21 protein-coding genes and 1 other RNA gene are annotated in these 23,650 nt (G+C 59.5%); 12 read left to right on the forward strand and 10 right to left on the reverse strand.

Annotation, left to right across the window (positions count from 1 at the left end):
* Positions 1-34: 34 nt before the first annotated feature.
* From V0R37_RS18560 to V0R37_RS18575, 4 genes are all read right to left on the reverse strand, one after another.
* Positions 35-376, reverse strand: coding sequence for a hypothetical protein (locus tag V0R37_RS18560; RefSeq protein ID WP_420375953.1), 342 nt, complete (start codon positions 374-376; stop codon positions 35-37).
* Positions 377-421: 45 nt separating this feature from the next.
* Positions 422-784 (reverse strand): hypothetical protein, encoded by a 363-nt coding sequence (locus V0R37_RS18565; protein WP_420375954.1) that lies wholly within the window; start codon positions 782-784, stop codon positions 422-424.
* A 16-nt stretch (positions 785-800) separates the two neighbouring features.
* The gene (locus V0R37_RS18570; RefSeq protein WP_420375955.1) at positions 801-1,292 is read right to left on the reverse strand and encodes a hypothetical protein; all 492 of its coding nucleotides are present in this window, start codon (positions 1,290-1,292) and stop codon (positions 801-803) included.
* Between the two features lie 160 nt (positions 1,293-1,452).
* Positions 1,453-1,650: a hypothetical protein gene (locus V0R37_RS18575; RefSeq protein WP_420375956.1), complete on the reverse strand. Its 198-nt coding sequence runs from the start codon at positions 1,648-1,650 to the stop codon at positions 1,453-1,455.
* Between the two features lie 371 nt (positions 1,651-2,021).
* Between V0R37_RS18575 and V0R37_RS18580 the strand changes: the two genes are divergently transcribed.
* The 5 genes from V0R37_RS18580 to ribA all read left to right on the forward strand — a co-directional run bounded on the left by V0R37_RS18580 (position 2,022) and on the right by ribA (position 7,750).
* On the forward strand, positions 2,022-3,374 hold the full coding sequence (locus V0R37_RS18580) for a substrate-binding protein (RefSeq protein ID WP_420375957.1): 1,353 nt from the start codon (positions 2,022-2,024) through the stop codon (positions 3,372-3,374).
* A 56-nt stretch (positions 3,375-3,430) separates the two neighbouring features.
* On the forward strand, positions 3,431-4,297 hold the full coding sequence (locus V0R37_RS18585; protein ID WP_420375958.1) for a branched-chain amino acid ABC transporter permease: 867 nt from the start codon (positions 3,431-3,433) through the stop codon (positions 4,295-4,297).
* Entirely contained in the window at positions 4,294-6,129 is a 1,836-nt protein-coding gene (locus V0R37_RS18590; RefSeq protein WP_420375959.1) for a branched-chain amino acid ABC transporter ATP-binding protein/permease, read from the forward strand. Before V0R37_RS18585 ends, V0R37_RS18590 begins: the two co-directional genes overlap by 4 nt.
* Entirely contained in the window at positions 6,116-6,820 is a 705-nt protein-coding gene (locus V0R37_RS18595) for an ABC transporter ATP-binding protein (protein WP_420375960.1), read from the forward strand. The genes V0R37_RS18590 and V0R37_RS18595 overlap by 14 nt, the downstream gene beginning before the upstream one ends.
* A 255-nt stretch (positions 6,821-7,075) precedes the next feature.
* Positions 7,076-7,750: a GTP cyclohydrolase II gene (ribA, locus tag V0R37_RS18600; protein ID WP_420375961.1), complete on the forward strand. Its 675-nt coding sequence runs from the start codon at positions 7,076-7,078 to the stop codon at positions 7,748-7,750.
* Between the two features lie 51 nt (positions 7,751-7,801).
* On the opposite strand, the gene dbpA is transcribed toward ribA, so the two are convergent.
* Together dbpA and V0R37_RS18610 are read right to left on the reverse strand one after the other, a co-directional pair.
* Positions 7,802-9,190 (reverse strand): ATP-dependent RNA helicase DbpA, encoded by a 1,389-nt coding sequence (dbpA, locus tag V0R37_RS18605; RefSeq protein ID WP_420375962.1) that lies wholly within the window; start codon positions 9,188-9,190, stop codon positions 7,802-7,804.
* Between the two features lie 84 nt (positions 9,191-9,274).
* Positions 9,275-9,922, reverse strand: coding sequence for an FMN-dependent NADH-azoreductase (locus tag V0R37_RS18610; protein ID WP_420375963.1), 648 nt, complete (start codon positions 9,920-9,922; stop codon positions 9,275-9,277).
* A gap of 126 nt (positions 9,923-10,048) precedes the next feature.
* On the opposite strand from V0R37_RS18610, the gene V0R37_RS18615 reads away from it, so the two are divergent.
* Entirely contained in the window at positions 10,049-10,948 is a 900-nt protein-coding gene (locus V0R37_RS18615) for a LysR substrate-binding domain-containing protein (protein ID WP_420375964.1), read from the forward strand.
* 40 nt (positions 10,949-10,988) lie between these two features.
* On the opposite strand, the gene V0R37_RS18620 is transcribed toward V0R37_RS18615, so the two are convergent.
* Both V0R37_RS18620 and V0R37_RS18625 read right to left on the reverse strand, forming a co-directional pair.
* Positions 10,989-12,563: a glycosyltransferase family 39 protein gene (locus V0R37_RS18620; RefSeq protein WP_420375965.1), complete on the reverse strand. Its 1,575-nt coding sequence runs from the start codon at positions 12,561-12,563 to the stop codon at positions 10,989-10,991.
* 48 nt (positions 12,564-12,611) lie between these two features.
* On the reverse strand, positions 12,612-14,642 hold the full coding sequence (locus tag V0R37_RS18625) for an OPT family oligopeptide transporter (RefSeq protein WP_420375966.1): 2,031 nt from the start codon (positions 14,640-14,642) through the stop codon (positions 12,612-12,614).
* 218 nt (positions 14,643-14,860) lie between these two features.
* On the opposite strand from V0R37_RS18625, the gene nirK reads away from it, so the two are divergent.
* The 5 genes from nirK to V0R37_RS18650 all read left to right on the forward strand — a co-directional run bounded on the left by nirK (position 14,861) and on the right by V0R37_RS18650 (position 20,492).
* A complete protein-coding gene (gene nirK / locus V0R37_RS18630) occupies positions 14,861-16,234 on the forward strand; it encodes a copper-containing nitrite reductase (protein WP_420375967.1) in 1,374 nt (457 codons plus the stop codon).
* Positions 16,235-16,368: 134 nt separating this feature from the next.
* Complete coding sequence (locus tag V0R37_RS18635; RefSeq protein WP_420375968.1) at positions 16,369-17,070, forward strand: GntR family transcriptional regulator; 702 nt, start codon at positions 16,369-16,371, stop codon at positions 17,068-17,070.
* A gap of 54 nt (positions 17,071-17,124) precedes the next feature.
* A complete protein-coding gene (locus V0R37_RS18640; RefSeq protein WP_420375969.1) occupies positions 17,125-18,099 on the forward strand; it encodes a Bug family tripartite tricarboxylate transporter substrate binding protein in 975 nt (324 codons plus the stop codon).
* Positions 18,100-18,132: 33 nt separating this feature from the next.
* Positions 18,133-19,503, forward strand: coding sequence for an MmgE/PrpD family protein (locus V0R37_RS18645; protein ID WP_420375970.1), 1,371 nt, complete (start codon positions 18,133-18,135; stop codon positions 19,501-19,503).
* A 5-nt stretch (positions 19,504-19,508) separates the two neighbouring features.
* Positions 19,509-20,492: a D-2-hydroxyacid dehydrogenase family protein gene (locus V0R37_RS18650; RefSeq protein ID WP_420375971.1), complete on the forward strand. Its 984-nt coding sequence runs from the start codon at positions 19,509-19,511 to the stop codon at positions 20,490-20,492.
* A 2-nt stretch (positions 20,493-20,494) separates the two neighbouring features.
* Here V0R37_RS18650 and sstT read toward each other — a convergent pair whose 3' ends face one another.
* Positions 20,495-21,739, reverse strand: a complete 1,245-nt coding sequence (gene sstT, locus V0R37_RS18655) for a serine/threonine transporter SstT (protein ID WP_420375972.1) — start codon at positions 21,737-21,739, stop codon at positions 20,495-20,497.
* A 216-nt stretch (positions 21,740-21,955) separates the two neighbouring features.
* Here sstT and ssrA point away from each other — a divergent pair.
* Positions 21,956-22,321, forward strand: a transfer-messenger RNA (tmRNA) gene (gene ssrA / locus V0R37_RS18660).
* A gap of 82 nt (positions 22,322-22,403) precedes the next feature.
* Here ssrA and V0R37_RS18665 read toward each other — a convergent pair.
* Positions 22,404-23,360 (reverse strand): site-specific integrase, encoded by a 957-nt coding sequence (locus V0R37_RS18665; protein WP_420375973.1) that lies wholly within the window; start codon positions 23,358-23,360, stop codon positions 22,404-22,406.
* Positions 23,361-23,650 lie beyond the last annotated feature (290 nt).

The raw sequence follows: 23,650 nt of genomic DNA on the forward strand, positions 1-23,650 counted from the left end.
GATTCCGTGGCTGGCGTGGCGCCGTGCTTCCCCGTCAGTGCCGGGTAGTCTGATTCGTTTGGTTCAACAGCCTGACCAACTGGGTTTTTAGCCCAGCGGAAAAAATGGGTACGAACTGCTGCTTGTCCTGCCCATCGACTATGCACTTGATTTCGATGAACTGATGAGTGAATGCATCGGTCTTGCGGGCGTTTTTCTCGTAGGCTTGCAAGAGTTTGTTTGCAGCGGCCTGCGCCCGGAAGAGCCGCGCTTCCAGTTGTTCGCCGGTCTGGGCCGAATAGTGATCGACCAGATGCTCGATGTCGTCCAGAAACAGGCTGAGCGCAAAGTCTCCGCGGCAGTCGGCGCGTTCGTAGCCCCAAGGGCGTGCTGTCATGTCAGCCTCGAAGAATGAGGCCTTGCGGGGTGGACCACGCAAGGCCTAGTTAATGCTGCGGGACGCTTTTTCTTGAGCCTGCATTTCAAGGATGAGCTCTTCCAGGCGCGGAGAGGTTTGCAACGCAAGCACCGGTGTATCGGGACTGCTATCGTCGCGCTCCAGCTTGAGCTTGATGCTTTGGCTTTCGAAGGCGCCGGGATTGGCCTGTATCTGTACGTACTGATTCAATAGCCGGTCGACTGCCTTTTGCGCTTCATGCAGCTGTGTCGCGAGCGTGGATTCGGCATGCAGCTTGAACTGCTGCTCGATCGTCTTGGCCAGATCCCAACTGAAAAACAACAGTGCATTATGGCCGTGGCATTCGGGGTGCAGGAATCCCCATGATTCTTTACTCGGTGTAGTCAAATTCGTATCTTCGCAATTAAGGCGTGGTGCGTTGTTTAAGCGTTTTGCCGTCGTAGGTGTATACGTCGATTTTATCCGGCTTTTGCGTATTTGGCGTTTGCAATGTCAACACGCGCCCCTTGGCCGTTACCTTGATCTGGTCAGTGCATGATCCGAACTCCGGTGACACTGTGTATCCGGACTTTTGCAGTATCACCCATCGATAGACGATGGGGCACTGATTGTTGCCATTGTTGATGGACACCAGCGCGATCTGCGCCTTGGGCATGTTGAAAGCATAGGTGATGTTCAGAATGCCGCGTATGGCCGGGTATACATCGACGTTGTCGATGCGCAATTGCGATTCGTAAACGTATTCGCTGGTGGCGACATTCAGGGTGCCGTAAGGCGTCGAAAGGTGCAGGCGCGAAGGGCTGACGGGCCATGTGGCGGGCGAGGAGGCCGATGCCAGCAGGCTTGTGGCCATCAGCAGCGCGCCAGCCGCCCAGCGAGCAGGAAAAGCAGCCATGATGGAGGTCCTGTTCATAAGCGAGACGACAATGAAAGGTAGATGTACTCGTTACAAATCATGCACGAAGTGCGTACATTGTAAGGACTATTACATTTCATTTTTGCGCGCCGCGCAAGTGGACACCGCATGAGGACGGCAAGAGGCTTTTTCCAGCCCTCTAGCCAGTGGTGGCCATCAGGTAAAGCAGGGCGATCGACATCAGCGCGAAATAAACGAATACACCCGCAAGCAGGCTTCTGGATAGCAGCCTGATGCGTTGGCCGAACGATGCGCGCGCCTGCGGATTACGGTGATTTCCCCAGAACCACGTGCCGGCCACGGCCAGCAGGCTGAGCAGAATGAGCCAGATTTTCATGTGGGTTCGCGTTGTTGCCTTAACTGTTATGTAAGTTTTACGTAAGTTTCAAATTGTATTTCTAATACTGAGCGCGAAAGGCAATTTATTCTTCGCGCCGGAATTCTAATTATTCAAGCCGCCAGTCCACGGCTGTCGGCGCGAGACAAAGCCATACCGTTTTTCATTGCAGCAGTAGAAATCTTTTTGATTCTATCGGAATAGTGTCTGTTTATGCTCGTCGCATAAATATATCGCTTAGGGATATCGTTGAACGATACATTTTTGGGGGAATCACGAAGTCGCGTAGTCGTTTTGAAGCTTCCAAGCCGGCGCAGACCGGTACGAGGCACATCAAGCAGTTTTTTTGCAATTCACAAAGGAGATTCAGGATGGATGACAACAAATCAGGCAAGAGTGGCGCAACAGGCATTGACCGCCGGTCCATGCTCAAGATGGGCGTCGCTGGCGCGGCGGGAAGCATGCTGCTTCCCGGAGCGGCCATGGCGGCCGAGGAAAAGAAGCCGATCGGCAACTATCCGAAAGGCGTCGAGGGCGATTCGGTCTTTATCGGCCTGACTCTTGATATCACCGGCCCGTATTCGGCACAAGGCGCCGATCAGCAGAAAGGGTACGAGCTGGCGGTTGAGCAGTTGAATGCGGGCGCAGCTGAAATGAAGAAGATTTCGCCGCTGACCAAGAAAGGCGTGCTGGGCAAAACCGTGAAGTTCGGCGTGGCCGATGCGGAAACCAAGCCCAATACCGCCGTTCAGGCAGCCAGCCGCTTCATTCACGACAACAAGGCAATGATGATTTCGGGCAGCACCAGCAGCGCTGTGGCGATTGCATTGCAGAAAGTCTGCGACCGTGAACGCACCATCTATCTGCCCGCCATCAGCGGTTCCAACGAAACCACCGGCGTTGATTGCCAGCGCTATGGATTCCGCCTTTGCTACTTTGCCTATCCGGCTTGCAAGGCCATTGCGCCGGTGCTGGCCAAGGCATTGGGCAAGGATCGCAAGGCTATCTACCTGGTACCCGACTATACGTACGGCCACACCACCTACGACTCGATGAAGGAATTCACCGAGAAACAGGGCTGGAAGACGGTGGGTGCGCAGATTCACCCCCTGGGCGCCAAGGACTACAGTTCCTTCCTGATCAACATCGCCAATAGCGGGGCCGACACGCTGGTCGTCATCGCTTACGGCGCCGACGCCGCGAACTCCATCAAGCAAGCCAAGCAATTCGGCCTGCTTGAAAAAATGAAGATCGTGGTGCCGTACATGTCGGCGTTCCTGGAAAAGGAAATCGGAGCCGAGATCATGGAAGGCGTGCACGGCGCCACCGGTTTCTGGTGGACCCTGGAAGACAAATACCCGATCGCCAAGGATTTCGTCGCCGCCTTCGAGAAAAAATTCAAGGCCAAGCCGCGTGATTCGGCGTATATCGCCTATCTGCAAACCGCCTTGTGGGCCGATGCATGCGAGCGTGCCGGTTCCTTCTACCCGCCCGATGTCATCAAGGCCTATGAAGCCGGCGAAGTTCGCCAGGGCCCGGTGGGCGATGTCACGTTCCGGGCGGGCGACCACCAGGGCGTGATCAACTTCCCCATCGTGCGCGGCAAAAAGCCTTCCGACATGAAGAACCCCGACGATTATTTCGATATCGTCGAAGTGGTCGATGGCAAGTCCGCATTGCCTGAACTGGGCGTACTCGGCTGCAAGCTGGGAGCCTACGTCTAAGTTCATCGAACGTGTTGACGGGCATATAAACGAAAGGAGGAGCTTGAATGCCGAGCATGTCGTTGTTCTTATCGCAGCTATTCAACGGGCTTGCTACAGGCCTGTTGCTGGCACTTATCAGTACAGGCTTGACCATTATCTACGGCACGCTCGGCGTTGTTAACTTTGCGCATGGGGCCCTGTTTGTCGTCGGGTCCTATGCTGGCTTTACCGCGTATGGCATGACGGATTCGTTCGTCATTGCCATTATTGCGGGCGCCCTGGTTGCATTGTTTGTGGGGCTTATCGTCGAGCGCGGCCTGATGCGGATGTATTACGGCCGACCGCCCGAGGACCAGATTCTGGTCACGTTCGGAATAGGCATCATCCTGGTGGAGCTTGTACGGTCCATCTACGGCGGCATCAGCCTGTCGGTGCCGACCCCCGAGTGGGGACAGGGGGTGGCCCATATAGGGTCGCTGATCTACCCGCTGTATCGCCTGCAGGCGCTGGCCATAGCGGCCGGTACGCTGGCCGTGCTGTATTACGTTCTTTATCGCACCAGCCTGGGCTTGATCGTGCGCGCGGGCATTGAAGACGCGCAGATGGTCAATGTATTGGGCATCAACGTCAAGCGGACCTTCCTGCTGGTATTCGGCATCGGGGCCATGGCGGCGGGTTATGCCGGCGTCATCGATTCCCCGATCGTCACCCTGTCGCCGGACATGGGCCACCGGATACTGGTCGACTCCTTTGTCGTGGTCGTGATCGGCGGCGTGGGTTCATTCCCTGGCGCCATCATCGGCGGCATCATCGCGGGTGAAATTCTTAGTCTTACCTCTATGTTCAATCCTGCATATTCTCACGTCATGCTGTTTGTCGTCATGGCCCTGGTCCTTATCTTCCGGCCTCAAGGCTTGATGGGACAGGAGGGTCGCGAATGAGCACGCATAATCAAACATTCGCGCGCCGGCAAATGGGCGAGATCGTGGTGGGCATCTGTTTGCTGGCCGCGCCCTTCGTCCTGCCCCATCTGGGCATGAGCGCCGACCTGTTGACGCGCATCCTGATCTGGGGCCTGTTCGGCCTGGGTTTCGACCTGCTGTTCGGCTACACCGGCTTGCTGTCCTTCGGGCAGTCGGCGTTTTATGGCACCGGCGGTTTCGTGGCGGCTTATCTGCTGACCTCGGGCATCGTCCCTCATATGCTGGGGGCCCTGCTGGTGGGGGTGATCGTCGCCGCCTTGGCCGGCCTGGCCATCGGCTACCTGACCTTGCGGCGAACGGGCATTTATTTCGCAATGAGCACCCTGGCCTTCGGCGAGATGTTCTACTTCCTGGAAAACTCCCTGTTCAAGGAGTACACGGGCGGTGAGAACGGCATCGCCGGCGTGCCGCCTCCGGAAATAGCGCTGGGTTTCACGACCATCAATATTTCCAGCGGTTGGCCGATGTACTGGTTCGTGGCCATCTTCTTCTTCATCGGCTACCTGATCGCCCGCCGCATCGTGCGCTCGCCCTTTGGCGCCGTGCTCAAGGCCATACGCGGCAATCCCAAGCGGGCCATGGCGCTGGGCCATGCCATACAGGGCTACAAGCTGACCGTGTTCGTGATCGCGGCGGCCTACGGCGGCCTGGCGGGTGGCTTGCTGGGCGTGTTCCAGTCGTACATGCCGCCCGACGCCTTCTCGCTCGACACGTCGGCGCAGTTGGTCATACAGACCGTCATGGGCGGCGCCGGCACCTTGCTGGGTCCTCTGTTCGGCGCGACCATCTGGCTGTACCTGTATGAAGGGCTGCAGCAATTGTCCAATATCGGCGCATACTGGAAGCTGATACTTGGCATTGTGTTCGTGGTGCTGGTCACGGTGTTCCGCCATGGCGTTGCGGGCGGGGTGCTCGACTACATGAAGCGCCGCCGCAAGACGACCAAGGTCGTCGATCCCGAAGCGAATGTGGAAGCCATGGCGCAGCTGGATATCGTGGCGCCCATTTCTGGCGGCCGCCCCGGCGCGCCGGTGCTGGAAGCGCGCGGCATCACCAAGCAGTATGGCGGCTTGACCGCTGTCAGCGATGTCACGTTTTCCCTGTCGGAAGGTGAGATGCGCGGCGTCATCGGCCCTAACGGCGCCGGGAAGTCGACCTTCTTCGCCATGCTGGCGGGCGAACTTGCCACCACGAAAGGGCAGGTGTTCTTCCGCGGTCAGGAAATCACAGGCATTGGCGTCACGGCGGTTTGCCAACTGGGCATGAGCAAGAGCTACCAGATCAACCAGTTGTTCGAAGGGCTCACGGTCAGGCAGAACGCAATGATCCCCGTGCTGGCTCGAAGCCGAGGCAAATTCCGCATCGACTTGCTGCGCGGCCTGCATCACTCCAAGGTTCTGGATGAGCAGGTCAATGCGGCCATCGAGTTGGTGGCGCTGACGCATCAGGCCGATACGCTGGTGTCCGAGCTTTCCTACGGCGAAAAACGCCGCCTGGAAATCGGCCTGGCCTTGGCCACCGGCGCCAACGTGCTGCTGTTCGACGAGCCGCTTGCCGGCCTGGGGCCAGAGGAACGCGTGCACGTCGTGGCGTTACTTAAATCGATTCGCAAGGGCCGCAGCATGGTCATCGTCGAGCACGACATGGACGCCATGTTCGAGCTGGCCGAACGAATCACCGTACTTTATGAAGGCCGCAAACTGGCGGAAGGCACCCCCGACGAAATTCGGGTGAATCCGGCAGTCCAGGCAGCATATCTCGGAGGGATGGACGAGCATGAGTCTGCTTGAGGTCGAAAACATCAATAGCTACTACGGGGATTCCCATATCCTGTTCGACGTGTCTATGCGCGTGGAAGAAAACGAAGTGGTGGCCTTGCTGGGCCGTAATGGCGCCGGCAAGAGCACTACGCTGAAGTCCTTGATGGGCATGGTGCAGCCGAAAAGCGGCATCATCCGCCACAACGGGACCGAGGTGCAGAATCTTCCGCCGTACGAGCTCGCCAAACGGGGAATCCAACTGGTGCCTGAAGAGCGGCGCATCTTCGGGCAGATAACCGTGCAGGAAAATCTGCAGTTGGCCGCCATGACCGCCGAGAAATCGCGGACGCTGGACGAGATCTACGAAACGTTCCCGCGTCTGGCCGAGCGCAAGCGCAATCGCGGCAAGCAACTTTCGGGCGGTGAGCAGCAAATGCTGGCCATCGCGCGGGCGATGATACGCAATGCCAATCTCATCATGCTGGACGAGCCCTTTGAAGGCCTGGCCCCGCTTATTGTGCGCGATCTGATCCAGGTGTGCCGCAATCTGGCTGAAAGCGGAAACACCATCATCATCGTCGAGCAGAACGTGCACGCGGCCCTGTCGCTGGCCGATCGCTGCTACCTGCTCAATAACGGCCACATGGTCTTCGAGGGCACGCCCACCCAGTTGCATGAAGACACGTCCGTTATCCAGAAGTACCTGGGGGTCAAGGTTTAGGGACCCGCGGCGGCAATGAAGGGGGCGGCTTCGGCCGCCCTTTTTGTCGCCGGGCAAGGGCCCGCGCAGTGTGGGCGGTTTTCCCGATCGATGGATTGCTTCGCCTGCTGCAACACTGAAAGCCATTTATTGCGGCTACTGCCAGGTTCTGCGCAGAGGTATCATATTGGTACTATGCGCAGCGTGTACGATCGGCTGCGGACGCAGGAGGGATCAATGTTAACCTCCGGTACTTTCATGTCTAGAGGTTATTTTATGCGGCCTATCGATGGCGCTGAATCGGACGTGTCCGAAATCGACCCCACCGGCGCCCATGCCGTTCGGCCGGGCAATTACCAGCTTGACTACATTACGTCCAGCAAGCTTCCCACTCCGTGGGCAACGTTTTCCATTCATGTGTTCGTCGATCCGGCGACCGCCAAAGAGCACATCATGCTTACGCTGGGCGATGTGGCGGACGGTGCGCCGGTGCTGGCGCGGGTTCACTCCGAGTGCTTGACGGGCGATGGCCTGTTCAGCCAGCGTTGCGATTGCGGCGCGCAATTGCAGACCGCCATGCAGACCATCGCCGCCGAAGGGCGCGGGGCCTTGTTGTATTTGCGTCAGGAAGGGCGCGGTATCGGACTGGTCAACAAGATACGGGCTTATAAGCTGCAGGACGAGGGCGCGGACACCGTCGAGGCCAACGAGCAACTGGGTTTTCCCGCCGATATGCGCCGCTACGACCTCTGCAAGCCCATGCTCGACCGCTTCGGCATCGCTTCCCTTAAGTTGATGACCAACAATCCGCGCAAAGTGGATGCAATGCAGAAACTGGGCATCCAGGTGGCCGAGCGCATTCCCCTGCAGGTGAATCGCAATCCCTTCAATGAAAGCTACCTGAGCACCAAGGCCGCCAAGCTGGGCCATTGGCTGAAAGAGCGCATCTAGGGAAAAAGGCCAGCCTTAGCAGCCTGGGCGTTTACCGCCTTCGCTGTGAAGTCAGACCTCGGCCATGAAGCGCATCTTGAAGCGTCGGCCCTTGATGTTGCCGGCGCTCAAGCGGGCAAAGGCCTGTTTCGCGATGGAGCGCTCCAGCGCCACGAAACTGACGAATTCCAGAATATTGATCTTGCCGATCTGATCGCCGGCGAAGCCGGCGTCTTTGGTCAGCGCGCCCAGGATGTCCCCCGGGCGCAGCTTGTCTTTTTTCCCGCCCTGTATGCAAAGCGTAACCATGGGGGCGCGCAAGCGGCCTTCGGGCGCGGGCTTGAGGGCCTTGGGATTGGCCCAGGTAATGGGCTGGCCCTGGTATTGCTCGATCTGGTTGGCCCAGCGCATCTCGTGCGGCGCGCACAGGCTTAGCGCAAGCCCTTTCTTTTCCCCGCGCCCGGTGCGTCCGATGCGATGAATATGCACCTCGGGGTCCGGCGTGATTTCAACGTTGATCACGGCGTCCAATCCGTCGATGTCCAGACCGCGGGCCGCCACATCCGTTGCGACCAGCACCGAGCAGCTGCGGTTGGCGAACTGTACGAGCACATCTTCGCGTTCGCGCTGCTCCAGGTCGCCGTGCAGCGCCAAGGCGCTGAATCCCCGGGCATCCAGGTATTCAGACAGCTCGCGGCATTGCGCCTTGGTATTGCAGAAGGCCAAGGTCGATTCGGGACGGAAGTGCTCCAGCAATTGAGCCGTCAGCGCATGGCGGCGATCCGCGTCGATCTCGTAGAAGCGCTGTTCGATCTGGCTGGCGTCATGCACCGATTCCAGCTTGATCTCGGCGGGCCTGTTCAGGAACCGGGCGCTGGCCTTGCGGATATCATCCGCATAGGTTGCGGAAAACAGCAGGGTCTGCCGCTTGGCGGGACATGCCTTGACGATTTTCGCCACATCATCAAAGAAGCCCATGTCGAGCATGCGGTCGGCTTCGTCCAGCACCAGGGTATGGACGGCGGTCAGGTCGACGGTATTGCGCTCGATGTGATCCATCAGCCTGCCGGGTGTGCCGACCACGATATGCGCGCCGAACTTCAGCGATTCAACCTGAGGCCGGATGGGCGATCCGCCGCATAGGGTAATGACCTTGATGTTGCCCAACGCCCGGGCGAGCCGGCGCAGCTCCTTGGCCACTTGCTCCGCCAGTTCGCGTGTGGGGCACAGCACCAATGCCTGGATGGCAAACAGCGCGGGATCCAGGCGATGGACGATGCCCAGGCCGAAGGCGGCGGTTTTGCCGCTTCCGGTCTTGGCCTGCACAATCAGATCGCGTCCGTCCAGCACCTGCGGCAGGGCTTGGGCCTGGACAGGCGTCATGGACTGGTAGCCCAGGGTGTCCAGGTTGTCGAGGACGGCGCGCGGAAGGGGCAGCGTGGAGAACGAAAGAGGGTTCACAATAGGCCTGGCGTATAACAGATATCCGGCCCCGCTCCAGGATGGACGCGAGGTCGGACGGCAGGCCCGATTGTAGCGCGCCTGTCAGGCGGCCTGAGCCGTTTCGGGGTTGAAGGATCGGGAGGCCAGCGTCTTGATGCATTCGTCCGCGGTCTGGAAAGCTTGTGCGCGGCTATCGGCGCCAAGATCGGTGCCTTCGGCGCGCACGATCCGAATATCGGTGATGCCGAAAAAGCCGAATACGGTCTTCAAATAGGTTTCCTGATGCTCCATGGCGCGTCCCGCTTCGCTGCTGGAGTAGACGCCGCCACGGCTCAGTGCCGCAATGACGGTTTTTCCGGCGGCCAGGCCGACAGGCCCGTTTTCGGTGTACTTGAAGGTGCGTCCGGCCTGGGCCAGGCGATCGATCCAGGATTTGAGCTGAGAGGGAATCGAAAAGTTGTACAAGGGCGCCCCGACGACGATGACGTCGGCGGCCATGAACTGCGAGACCAGCGCTTCAGACAGTGCGTTTTCGCGGCGCTGCGCTTCAGTCAGCGTTTCGTTCGAGGGCGGCAGGCGAAAACCCATCGCATCGCGCGAAAAGTGGCTGGGGGTCTCCTCGGCCAGGTCCAGGTAATCGACCTGGGTGTCGGGATTGTCGTTCAGCCATTGAGCGACGGTGTCTTTGGTCAGTTTGCGCGAAACGGAATTCGAGCCGTTGATGCTTGAGTCGACGTGCAGCAATTTCATAAATACTCCGGGTTCTTGGAAAAGGTTCTGGGAATGGAGTGATTATGCATTGGTGCTTAATTGTTGATAAGCTAGGAAAATTGCGATAGATTGTCCTATTTTTAAAATCAATTCAAAGGCGCCGGCATGCAGGACCTGAACGATATGCTCTACTTCGCCGAAGTCGTCGGCCAGGGCAGTTTCGCCGCCGCGGGGCGTGCGCTGGGCCTGCCCAAATCGCGCCTGTCGCGCCGCGTCGCGCGGCTCGAGGATGAACTGGGCGTGCGGCTGCTGCAACGTACGACGCGCAAGCTTTCGCTGACCACCGTGGGCGAGCTGTATTACCGGCATTGCGTCGCCCTGCGTGAAGAAGCCGAGGCCGCCGCCGCCGCGGTGGCGCAAGTCCAGACCGAGCCGCGCGGCATCATCCGCGTCGTCTGCCCCGTTACGCTGGTGCAGACCGTAATAGGCCCCATGCTTCCGGACTTCCAGGAGCGCCATCCGCAGGTCCAGGTGCATATGCAGGCCAGCAATCGCGTGGTCGATCTGGTCGAAGAAGGAGTGGACGTGGCCTTGCGCGTACGCGGATCGCTGGCCGACAGCGGCAGCCTGGTCGTCAAGCAGCTGGGCCAGTCGCTGGGCGTGCTGGTGGCCAGTCCGGCGCAGCTGGAGCGGCAGGGGGCGCCGCAATTGCCAAGCGACCTGACGCTGCTGGATTCGGTGGCGATGTCGGCCAGCGACGGCCGGGCGTTCTGGAAATTGTTCGGCCCCAATGGAGCGCAATACACGGTCACGCATAAGCCGCGTTTTCTGGTTGACGACCTGCTGGCTCTGAAGTTCGCCATCGAGGGCGGCATAGGCCTGGGCGTCCTGCCGGACTATATGTGCCGCGATGAAATCGCCGATGGCAGGCTGGTGCCGGTATTGCCTGGCTGGGCGCCCCAGCCAGGCATCATTCATGCCGTGTTCGGTTCGCGCCGCGGGATGGTCCCGGCGGTCCGCGCGTTCCTGGATTTCCTGGGCGAACGCATGCTGCCCGAGACCTAGGCCCAGCGCGGGTGATGCGTCCCGGCTACGACCGGCCGGCTCATGGGCGGGAACATTTTTCCGTGGGCGGGATGATGCCCCAGTTCAGATCGATCATCGGGCTTTTCTCCGAGGACCAGGGCGTGTCGATCATGCCTTGCCAGCGCGCGAGTTCGAACAGGCGCAGCAATTGTGCATCGGGTTCGTCGCGAGTACGCCGGCTGTAGACCAGCAGGACTCCGCAGTCCAGCGCCGTGGCGGGATCGAGCCAGGGGGATTCCTCGTAGCGTCCATTGATGAAGACCTGGGCGTCAGGCCCGCGATGAATGGCGATATTGCCGCCAAGCCACGTATCCGATGCGATCAGCGTCAATGGAATCTCAGGCACATGCTGTCGCCAGATTGCATCCATTTGCTGTGAAATGATGGCGCCGGGAAACATTGAGCGGGTATCGCGGCCCGAGTACCAGGCCAGCGGTCCGCGCCCGATGGCGTAGCCGACAGCCATCAGTATATGTATGGCGACGACCACGATGGCGATACGGCGCAGGGCAGTGCGCTCATCGCCGGAAATCCGCCATAGCGCATAGAAGCCGAAAAGGATGAAGAACGTGGTGCCCCATGAGGCCACCAGGCGGGTGCCCAGCAGAGCCGAAATCAGCACCGTCGAGACAAAAGGCGTCAAGCCGACCCAGAGCAGGAAGGACCTGTCCCAGGCGGACAGTTCGGATGCATAGTATTTTTTACGCTCCACCTGCGCGTCAACGGCATAGACGGCGCGTGGAGCGGTCCTGCGGTTCCACCACGCCCAGGCCAGCCACACCGCCAGCATGGGGCTAAGCCGGGCCAACTGGTCCAGGGTGAAATCCAGGATGTGCTTGAAGGCGTCCAGGTAGCCGCTGGTATCCAGCGAGCTGTCGGCATAGCGCAAAGGCTGGAATGAATGGATGGCCAGCCAATAGACATGGGGCGAGATCACGACCACGAAGGCGGCCAGCGCCCAGGCCAGTCCCTTCAGGTTGCGCGGATCCTTGAAACTGCCTTGCCGCAGCATGAAGCACAGGAAGGCGGTGAACTGTATGACCGCGCTGTACTTGGTCATGGTGGCGATGGCGCATACCGCGCCCAGCCATAGCCAATTGCTTGCACCTTGATACCGCAAGGCGCGGTAGAACAGCCAGGTCGCGGCGGCAATCGACCAAAGCTGCACGGTGTTGTGGTTGTATATGGTTCCGCGCAAGGAGAAATAAATGCTGGTCGATACGATCAGCATGGCTATCAGCGCCTTGCGGGGCGTGGTGAATTCCCGCCCCAGCAACCAGACAAACCACAGGGCCAGGGCCGAAAAAAGCTGGCCCGCGAAAAACGTCAGCCACACCGGGCGGCCGATTATCTGGGTAAGCACATGCATGAACCACGAGGGCACCGGAGGATGCTTGTAGTAGCCCAGCTCAAGGCTGGACGCCCAGACCAGCTCTTCCATCCCATCCAGGTCGGGCGCGCGGTGGCTGATGCCGCAAAGTATCGTCCAAAGCGCAACCATGCCCAGAAGGAGCAGCAATACCGACAGATTCAATCTGGCCGTGTCCCTGGCGCTTGCGGCTTTCTGTGCGGGTCCGATGGTGCTGGTACTCATGTCTTGCGTGGTTATCCTGTGGTGTTGCGGGACGGGCCGCCGTGTCAATCAATCGCGCTTCAGCGCGCGTCGCGCAAACAGCACGCACATGCCGATAAAGCCGGCAAGTCCGATCAGCGTGGCCGCGTCGGCAAAGCCCGGGCCCGCCAGCGCAAGCGGGGTGTCGCTGCCGCCCGAGCCCACCGAGACCACGATAATCATGGCCAGCACGACCCCTACCAGGCTTTCCCCGACGATAAGGCCGGATGCGAACAGAGTGCCGCTGCGTTCGGCATGCTCCAGCCTTGGGGCGGCGTCTGTTTTCGCCGCGATTGCCTGGACTGTAATGCGGCGCCTTACGTACCATGAGATCAGGGCCCCCACGAACAGGGCGACGACAATGGAGGGCGGAAGGTACAAGCCCATCGCGACGGCAAGCGAAGGCAGGCGGCAGTGCCTGGTGCAGCGCCCCAGCACGATGTCGATGACGATGACGGCGATGCCCGAGCCGATGCCGATAAGAATGTAGGTCCAGTCCAGCGTGTGCGCAAACAGGCCGGTCGCGATGGTGATCATCAGGGTGGCTTGCGGCGCTGCCAGGGCTTGCGAGGCATCCATGTCGGCGCGCGGCAGGGCGCCCAGAAACCCGTAGGCGTTGTACAACAGTTCCAGCACCGGCGGGATCGCCATGGCGCCGACCACGCAGCCGATGATCAGCGCGGCCTGCTGCTTCCAGGGCGTGGCATGGACCAGCCAGCCTGTTTTCAGGTCTTGCAGATTATCGTTTGAAATGGCGGCCACGGCGATGACGACCGAGGTGCAGAAAATGGCCAGCGCGGTGAAGAACTTGACGCTGCCGGGGTCGCCCAGCATACCTTGCGATTGGCCTATGGCGATGAAGATCAGCGATACCGCCAGGATGGAAATAATGGCGATGCCCGAGATTGGGCTGGCCGACGAGCCGACCAGGCCGGCCATATAGCCGCAGGCCGCGGCTACCAGGAAGCCGAACAGAAAGGCCAGCAATGTGCCCACCAGCACCAGCGTCCAGGCCATTCCGGCCGGCAGGCCCGCCTCGGATATGAAGGAATAGAAGGTGGCGGCCAAAAGGACGAGCATCAGCAAGGTAATGCGAAGCAGGGTTTTGGGTGAAAGGTCGGTGTCGGTGCGGGCAAGGCTGGCGGCGGCGCCCGATCCGCCTTTAAGCACGGAGAGCGATATTTTCATTCCTTCGTACATGGGCTTGATCAGCGTGATCAGAGTCCACAAGGCGGCGATGGCGATCATGCCCGCGCCGATCAGCCTGACCTTGGAAACCCAGACTTCGGTGGCGTACGAGGCCACGGATGCGCCGTCCGGCATCGGCGCGGCGGCGGTCAGCCAGGGCACGGCCACGCCCCAGGACAGGAAGACGCCGAACAGCATGGCCAGGCCGCCCACGATTCCCACCAGATAACCCGCGCCAACCAGGGCGAATGAGAAGCCCATGGGGATCTGGAATATCGCGCGTCCGGCGGTAAACCAATAGCTGGCGCTGTCGGCGGCGAGCTTGAAGCCGTTGGTCAGCAAACTGAAGCCGCCCGCAATGGCGGTGCCGGCAAGAATATGCCCAAGGCCGTTGCCGCCGCGAGCTTGTTGCGCCTTATCCTCGTCTTGCGGGTTCCCGGCGCGCAGTATTTCAGCGGCGGCAACGCCCTCGGGGTAGGGCAGGTCGCTTTTCACGACCAGGGCGTGGCGCAGCGGCACGGTGAACACGACGCCGAGTATGCCGCCGCAGGCGCAGATCATGGCGGTCTGCAGCATGGGGAAGCCCTGCCAGTAGCCCAGCATGAGCAGGGCGGGCAACACAAAGATGATCGATGACAAGGTCCCCGCGGCGGAGGCCTGGGTCTGTACGATATTGTTTTCCAGGATATTGGAATCGGCGAAGGCGCGCAGCAAGGCCATGGATATCACCGCGGCCGGTATGGACGAGGCAAATGTCAGGCCCACCTTAAGGCCCAGGTATACATTCGACGCGGTGAAGATCAAGGTGATGATCGCACCCAATACGACGCCGCGCAGGGTAAGTTCTTTCAAGGACGAATCGGAAAAGGACATGAGCGGAGCGCGGTAAGGAGTTGTAGGCGGTGTGAAAGCGTCAATATTTGATGTGAATCAAAGACGGCCATTCAGAATCAGGGCAAATTGTAAGCTCAGTTGTCATGGAAGCGACAAAGTTTTTAAACGTGGCCGCGGTGCTTCACAAGCGGTCCGATACGGTGACGGGACGCCAGGCGGTCCGTCCGAAAATGGGGGTATCAATGAAAGCGGTGTTAATGTTTTTTGCTCTAGCCTTTTCGCTGGGGATAGGAGGGCCATCGTTCGCGGCCCATGAGGCTCCGGGCCAGGGCACGGTCACCTATACGCCCGATATCACCTTTACGCTGCGCACCAATATTGCCGATGGCAAGCTGGTGTTCGTTGGCGACGCGGGCGCCATCTCGGGCAAGGTCAATCCCGACCTGCAAGTGCCTTCGGATGCGGTTGTGCAGATCAACGTCATCAATGGCGATGGCGCCATCCACGATATTGCGGTGCCTGAATTCGGCGCCAAGTCCGATCACATCACGGGCAAAGGCTCCGCCACGGCGATTGTGTTCCGCGCCAACAAGGACGGCACCTTCGAATACCTGTGTACTCTGCCGGGCCACAAGGCGGCCGGCATGTTCGGCAAGCTGATCGTTGGCGAGCCGCAGAAAGCGGCCGAAAGCGATGCGCTGGATATTGCCCAGGATCCCACCGCGGTCGGCAAGCCGGTGGGCAAGCGCGGCCCCCAGACGCTGACGGTGGACCTTGAAACGACCGAAGTCGTCGGCCAGCTTGCCAGCGGCAGCACCTACAAATATTGGACTTTCAACAATAAAGTGCCTGGCCCCTTCATTCGAGTGCGGGTCGGCGATACAGTGAAGGTCAATCTTTCCAACGCCAAGGACGCATCGCATATCCACTCGGTGGACTTCCATGCCGTGACGGGTCCCGGCGGCGGCGCGGCGGTTACCCAGGTTGCGCCGGGGCAGACCAAGAGCTTCACCTTCAAGGCGCTGCATCCCGGCCTGTACGTGTACCACTGCGCAACGCCCATGGTGGCTCAGCATATTACCAACGGCATGTACGGCATGATCCTGGTCGAGCCCGAAGGCGGCCTGTCCAAGGTCGATCGCGAGTTCTATGTCATGCAAGGCGAACTCTATACCGCCCAGAAGCACGGCGCCCAGGGCTTGCAGGAATTTTCGCTGGAAAAACTGCTGGACGAGAATCCCGAACACATGATGTTCAACGGCACCATGAACGCACTGACCGATAAGTACAAGCTGCAAGCCACGGTCGGCGAAACCGTACGCATCTTCTTTGGCGTGGGCGGCCCCAACCTGACCTCCAGTTTCCATGTCATCGGTGAAGTGTTCGACAAGGTCTACAACCTGGCGTCCTTCACCAGTCCGCCCCTGACGGACGTGCAGACGACGCTGGTCCCTCCAGGCGGCGCCACCATGGTCGAGTTCAAAGTCGACGTTCCGGGCAACTATGTTCTTGTCGACCATGCTTTGTCGCGGATGGAGAAGGGCTTGTCGGGCATCCTGACGGTTACCGGAAAAGAAGACCACTCCATCTTCCATTCCGCCGAGAAAATCGATCCTTCGTCAGGTCATTAAGCCGTAGCGCGTCGGCTTGCGCCGACGCATGGCCAGCGGGGAAAAGCGGCGGGCTTCCAGGCCTGGCCGCTTTTTTATATTTGCACGGTTTTCGTATAATCGTATACAATTCTACGAAAATTGAGGGAGGCATTATGGAATGGCTTTTCAATGAAGTCGGCGAAAGCGAATTCGCCGAAATAAAAAACACGTCATTGGGCAAACTGGTGCGCGATCAACTGCTCAGCCAAATCCTGGCGGGTGTTTTCGTGCCGGGCCAAGCCTTAAGGGAATCGGATCTCGTCGATCAATTGAAGGTCTCGCGCGTTCCGGTTCGGGAAGCCTTGCGCGAACTGGAAAGTTCCGGCCTGGTGGTCTCGCGCAAGCACTCCGGCGTGTATGTTCGCGAACTGAGCGACACCGAGGTGCGCGACCTGTACGATTTCCGGGCTCTGCTGGACAGCCATGCCGGGCGCATCGCGTCGCAGTTGCCGACCGATCGCCGCCATGAATTGGTTGCCGACCTGGAGGCCAGCACCGCAGCCATGGACGCCGCGAACGAAGCTCAGAATTCGCAAGCGTATTACCGTGAAAACCTGCGTTTCCATTGGCTGTTCATTGAATATGCCGGCAACAAGGAAATTGCCAAGGCCTACCGCGAAGTCATACAAAAGCTGCATCTATCGCGCTTGAAAAACCTTTCCACGGCAGCGTATCGCGAACGCTCCAACACCGAGCACAAGCAGATCGTCAAGGCGCTTTACGACTCCAAGACCCTTGCTCATGCCAATTATTGCGCCGAGCTGCTCGATCATCACGTGATCAATGCCCACGACCGCCTGCACGGACTGGAATAACACAGCCCAGCGGCCACAGAATTTCATTCAGCTACACCAATGAGGAGACAAACCATGAACCGTCGTTCATTTCTGATCAGCAGCGCGGCAGCAATGAGCCTGCCATATGCTTCGTTTGCGCAGTCCGCCTATCCGTCGCGCGCCATCACCTATATCGTGCCGGTCTCGCCTGGCGGCGGCAGCGATTTCGTTGGCCGCGCGGTGACCGCCGCCTGGGGCAAGGAGCTGGGACAGACTTTCGTCGTAGAGAACCAGGGCGGCGCGGGCGGCATCATCGCCTGCCAGAAGACAGAACGCTCCGCTCCCAATGGCTACACCCTGATGCAAGGCTATGTGGCCACCCTGGCGACCAGTCCCGCAACGCGCAAGGTGCCTTACGATCCCATCAAGAGCTTCACCCCTGTGGGCATGATAGGCGGCACGCCCAATGTGCTCGTTGTCAATGCCAAGCTGCCCATCAAGGACTTCAAGCAATTCGCGGTCTATGCCAAAGAGCAGGGCGGTACCGTCAATTACGGATCGGCGGGCGCGGGATCGTTGACCCACCTGCTGATGGAACTGCTGAAACAGCATCTGGATTCCAAGATGCTGCACGTCGCCTACAAGGGTGTATCGCCCGCCTTCACCGACCTGGTCGCCGGACAAACGCAAGCCATGTTCCCGGGGTTGGCCGCCGCCGTGCCTCATCTGAAGAACGGCACGGTCAGGGCAATAGCCGTCACCGGCAAGACGCGCAACCCGCGCTTTCCCGATGTGCCTACACTTGAAGAACTGGGCGTGGGCGGATTCGACGATGTCCTGCAATGGTATGGTGTGTCCGGCCCCGCGGGAATGGATGCGGCCGTGGTCAAGACCCTGAACGACAGCCTGAACAAGGTGTTGACTCAGCCGGAACTGGCCAAGCAGCTTGAAATCGAAGCGATAGAGCCCATGCCCATGTCTCCTGGGGAATTTGCCGATTACGCCAAGCGCGACTTCGAACGCTGGGTCAAGCTTGCCAAAGAGCAGAACATTAGTTTGACTGCCTGATTGTTTAATTTTTTTTAAGTGAAGTGATATTCCATGGCTCGTAACACACAGGTCGAGGCCGACCGCAATGCACCGCCCATTACCCGCATCTTGGCGGAATACATCGTCAACCATCCTTCCCGGGGCTGGAGCGACGAAGTCGAGCATGAGGCCCATCGCACTTTCATGAACTGGCTCGGCTGCGCCGTCGGCGCATCGCGCCACGAAGCGGCGCAGGCGGCGCTGGACGCCGTCAGCGTGCTGCAGCCCTCGGCCCAGGCCACCGTGTTGGGCCGCAACGAGAAGGTCGACATTGGCAGCGCGGCGCTGATCAATGGCATCACTTCGCACACCTTCGATTTCGACGACACGCACCTGAAGACCATCATTCATCCGGCTGGGCCCGTGTGTTCCGCCTTGCTGGCATTGGCCGAGCATACCGGCGCCAGCGGCCGGCAGTTGATCGATGCCCTGATTATCGGCATCGATGTATCGTGCCGCGCCGGCAACATGATCTATCCCGACCACTACGATAGGGGATGGCATATTACGGGTACGACAGGCGTGCTGGGCTCCGCCGCCGCCTGCGCCCGCCTGCTGGGCATGAATGTCGAGCAAACGATCATGGCCCTGGGCATCGCCGCGTCGCAGCCCATCGGCTTGCGCGAGCAGTTCGGCACCATGACCAAGCCCTTTCATCCGGGCGCGGCCGCCCAGGCCGGCCTGATGTCGGCTTTGCTGGCCAAATCGGGATTCACATCCAGCAGCCGTGCCATCGAGGCGCCTCGTGGCTTTGCGCAGGTTGTTTCGGTCAAGTACGACTGGAACGAAATCACCGATGAATTGGGTGAGCGCTTCGAGATTTCCTTCAACTCCTACAAGCCTTTTGCTTGCGGCATCGTTATCCATCCCAGTATCGATGCATGCGTGCAATTGCGTGAAAAAGGCGTGACTCCGGAAAACCTGGTGCGCATCGACCTGAAGGTCCATCCGCTGGTGCTCGAATTGACAGGCAAGAAAGAGCCCACCGATGGCTTGCAGGGCAAGTTCAGCGTCTATCATGGTTGCGCGGCCGGTCTGATTTTTGGCCGGGCATCCGAAGACGAGTACGCCGACGACATCGTGAATCGCGCCGACATGGTCGACGTGCGCCGCAAGGTCAACGCCATCGTCGACCGGGGCATGGATGAGGCCAGCGTGGATGCGGTGGCTACGCTGACCGACGGAAGCACGGTGCACGTCTATGTCGAGCATGCCATCGGCTCTTTGCAGCGCCCCATGACCGATAACGACCTTGAAAACAAGTTCCACGGCATGGCCGACGGCTTGCTTGGCCGCGACCGGACTTCGCAATTGATTTCCGAGTGCTGGAAATTGGCCGATGCGCCCGACGTCAGCCTGGTGACCAGTCTTTCAAGAAAATGAGACCCATGAGCAAGCCGTTGATCGTCGTCCTGGACGATTGGGAGGACGGCTTGCGCCGTCTGGTCGATTGGCCCGCCATTGAGCGGTGGGCCAATGTGGTCATTCACAAGAAACCGTTAACCGGTCCGGCTTTGCTCGACGCATTGCGGCCCGCCCAGTGCGTGGTGCTGATGCGCGACCGCACGCCATTTGATCGCGCCCTCATTGAACAGCTGCCGGGATTACGCTACATCGCGTTTACCGGCACACGCAACAAGAAGCTGGATCTCGATGCCGCCCGCGAGGCGGGCATCCGCGTCGGCCATACGGACTGGGGGCCTTCCAAGGCCAGTACCTGCGAAATGACCTGGTCCCTGATACTGGCCGCCAGCAAGCACTTGGCCGGCATCGCGCTGTCGCCTTCAAGCCCGGAATGGCGCAGGGCGCACGCCGCGGCGCTCTTGCCCAGCGTGCTGGAGGGGCAGCGCTTGGGCCTGGTGGGCCTGGGCCAGATCGGCCAGCGGGTCGCCGCGGTCGGCAGGGCCTTGGGCATGGAGATCGCGACCTGGAGTCCGAACATGACGGCGGAGCGGGCGCAGGCGCATGGCGCGAAGTCAGTGGAACTGAACGAATTGCTTTCCACGTCGGCCGTCGTCAGCCTGCACCTGGTGCCCTCGGCGCAAACACGCCACCTGCTGAATCGCGATCGCTTGCGCTTGATGCAGCCGGCAAGCATGCTGGTCAATACCTCTCGTGCCGATCTGGTCGATACCGGCGCCCTGGTTGAAGCCCTGAAAGAAGGGCGGCCGGGTTTTGCCGCCCTGGATGTTTATGATGCCGAGCCTTTGGACCCAGACCATGGCCTGCTGGCCTTGCCCAATGTGTTGCTGACCCCGCACTACGGTTTCGTCAGCGAACCCGTATACCGGAAGTTTGCCGAAGGCCTGCAGGAAAACCTGTTGGCCTGGCTTGACGACGGCACGGTCATCCGCGAGGCGGTGGCCGGCTGAACTCAGGCCTCGGCGGTGGCCGCGTCGGCGATCTGGGAATACGTGCCGGCAGCGGTAAACAATACGTCGGTGGACGAGTTCAAGGCGGTTTCAGTGGAGTCCTGCAGCACACCGATGATGAAGCCCACCCCGACGACTTGCATGGCCAGGTCGTTCGAAATACCGAACAAGCTGCAGGCCAGCGGAATAAGCAGCAGCGAACCGCCCGCCACGCCCGAGGCGCCGCAAGCGCATATGGCCGCCACGATGCTCAGCAGGAGCGCCGTCGGCAGATCAACCGAGATGCCCAGCGTATTCACGGCCGCCAGGGTCAGCACGGTAATCGTCACGGCCGCCCCGGCCATATTGATGGTGGCCCCCAGCGGTATGGACACCGAATACGTGTCTTCAGGCAGGCCCAGGCGCTTGCATAGGGCCAGGTTGACCGGAATATTGGCTGCGGAACTGCGTGTGAAGAAGGCCGTTATGCCGCTCTCGCGCAGGCAGGTAAAGACCAGCGGATAGGGGTTCCGGCGGTTCTTGGCAAAAACGATAATCGGGTTCACCACCAGCGCGACGAACAGCATGCAGCCGATCAGCACCGTCAATAGGCGGGCATAGCCCAGCAGCGCGTCCAGTCCGGCTTCGGCGATCGTCGAGGCGACCAGGCCGAAGATGCCGATAGGCGCAAAGCGTATGACGACCTTGACGATGAAGGACAGGGCCAGGGACAGGTCGGCGATAACGTTCTTGGTGGCGCCGTGGGCGTGCCGCATGGCAATGCCTATGGCGATCGCCCAGGCAAGAATGCCGATATAGTTGGCATTGGCCAGCGCGCTGATGGGATTGTCCACGACGCTCATGACCAGGTTGGACAGCACTTCGGCGATGCCGCCGGGTGCGCTTAGGGCTTGGGCATCCACTTTCAGCTGGATAGTCAGCGGGAACATGAAACTGGCCGTTACAGCGACCAGGGCCGCGGCGAAGGTGCCGGCCAGGTACAAGACCAGGATAGCCCCCATCTTGGTCTGCTGGCCCTTCTTGTGATTGGCAATGGAGGCAGCCACAAGCACGAAGACCAGGATAGGCGCAACCGATTTCAGGGCATTGACGAACAAATCGCCGACGATGTCCACCCAGCCGGCGGCGGCGGGCGACACCAGCCCCAGCACGATGCCGGCAGCCAGGCCTATCAATATCTGGACGACCAGGCTGCCATTGCTGACGAATTGCAATAGCGGATTCTGCTTTACTGCGGCACTAGGCATACGGACTCCAAAGCCAAGCCTGTCGGCTTGTATAGACAAATTCGCTCCACCGTTCCGTGCCCATTTCGAGCCGCGCATCTTGACGTCCTTGTCGCCTTGAGGCCGCGATGCATCTTATTGTTGGGTACCGAAGTACTTGATAAAACAGGCTGGCGAAGATTTTACCATCATGAAATGCTGTCTAAAAAACCAGGAATAGGCTATAATTTCTTTTCTGGGGTCGATCCGGCTTCGACGTGGGTCGCAAAACAGAGCAGGGCATGTCGAGCACCAGTAAGCTCGTAAATCCACTGGAACACTACAAACGCCAACGACGAGCGTTTCGCTTTAGCCGCTTAATGCGGTAAGCCGCTGCACTAATTTGTCTTTGGGTTAGGTAGGGTAAAACCTACAGCAGCGTCATTTACAAAGAATCGGGTCTTGTTGGGTCACTCAGCATGGTCTTAAATTAATGTGAATCGCCAAGGAAGGGCCTGTCGGTTGGCATGATCCAAGGTTAAAACTTAAAGTGAACCGAATAAACATGTAGAACTGCCTGCAGAGGGCTTGCGGACGCGGGTTCAATTCCCGCCGACTCCACCAGACAAACCCACGCTGCACTATGTAGCACTAGACGGGGCCGATAGAAATATCGGCCCTTTTTAGTGTGCTGTGGGGTATCGATTCACACCGATTTCACACGCGATTCACACGGGGACGCTGCCGCCCTGGACTTCTGATAGTTCACGTCGATCCATTTCCCGTAAATTTTGAATACCATTTCGGCATCCTCGTGGCCCATTTGTACGGCAAGCCAGAATGGATTGGCGCCATTGGTGAGCCATGTACTGGCATAGGTATGACGTATTTGGTACGGATTGCGGTATCTGACGCCGGCACGTCGGCATAATGGCTCCCAGAGCGTTTTGCGGACTTGAGAATCCATTGCCCACGGCCCTCCGGTTCGGGGGTTAAGCCAGACGCGATGGCCGGCCATAAACGAGGCCGCCTTCTGGGTGGTGAGAGCCGCGCGCGCGACGGACGACATTTCAATATCACGGATGCCGGCCGCCGTTTTCGGTCCTTTTTCGATTTGAGTCTGTTTGCCATCGACAATACCGGTCACTATATTGGTGTCGATACGAATCCGCCCATGCACCCAGTCAATATTCGGCCAGGGCAGGGCAATAATCTCCCCCGGCCGGAGTCCGGTTTGAAACCAAAACTCAATGAATAGACGCTCGTCCGGCCTGGCGTGCCTCAAGAGCGCGCCGATTTCGTCGATGTCGAACGGGTCTACGTCGTATTCGGACTTTTTGGCTGTTTGTCGAATGATCTTGGAAAGCGCTACGCGATCCAGGGGGTTGTATTTAAGCAACTCGTCATTGACTGCATCATCCAGCACGGACCGCAAGGGGGAGAGGACATTTCGTATAGTCTTAGCCGTCAAGCCCATTTGGCCGATCCACTCTCTGAGCATGGATCGCGACAGATCATTCAGGGCCACATCGCCCCATTTCGGTATGAGAATCCCTTCTATAATCTTGGTATAGCCTAAGAGCGTTGATGGATGCGTAGGAGAGCCTGTCACGCCACCAATGACCTTTAAAGAATACATCGCCCATCGCGCAGAGGCGTACATGAGCGAAGACGTGGACTACAACGGCAAGTCGAAAGAAGAAGGCGACTCGTACAACTGGAAGGTTAGCGGGCCCCGCTTGACTGTACTCATGCAGATGTAGTACATACGGCGAACCCTTGAAGAGCATGCCAAGGCTGCAATCACCGACGTGAACAAGGTCATTGCCAAAAACATCGAGCAAGCCGCCAAGGATGCCATCGCAGCGGCAGCTTCGGCAATTAAGGTCGAAGTGAAAGCCTAACCCCCCCAACCCAACCACCCAATCGCCACTTTTGCAGTGCTGCGATCTT

Source organism: Pollutimonas rozaliensis (assembly GCF_048751585.1).
Lineage (GTDB): Bacteria > Pseudomonadota > Gammaproteobacteria > Burkholderiales > Burkholderiaceae_B.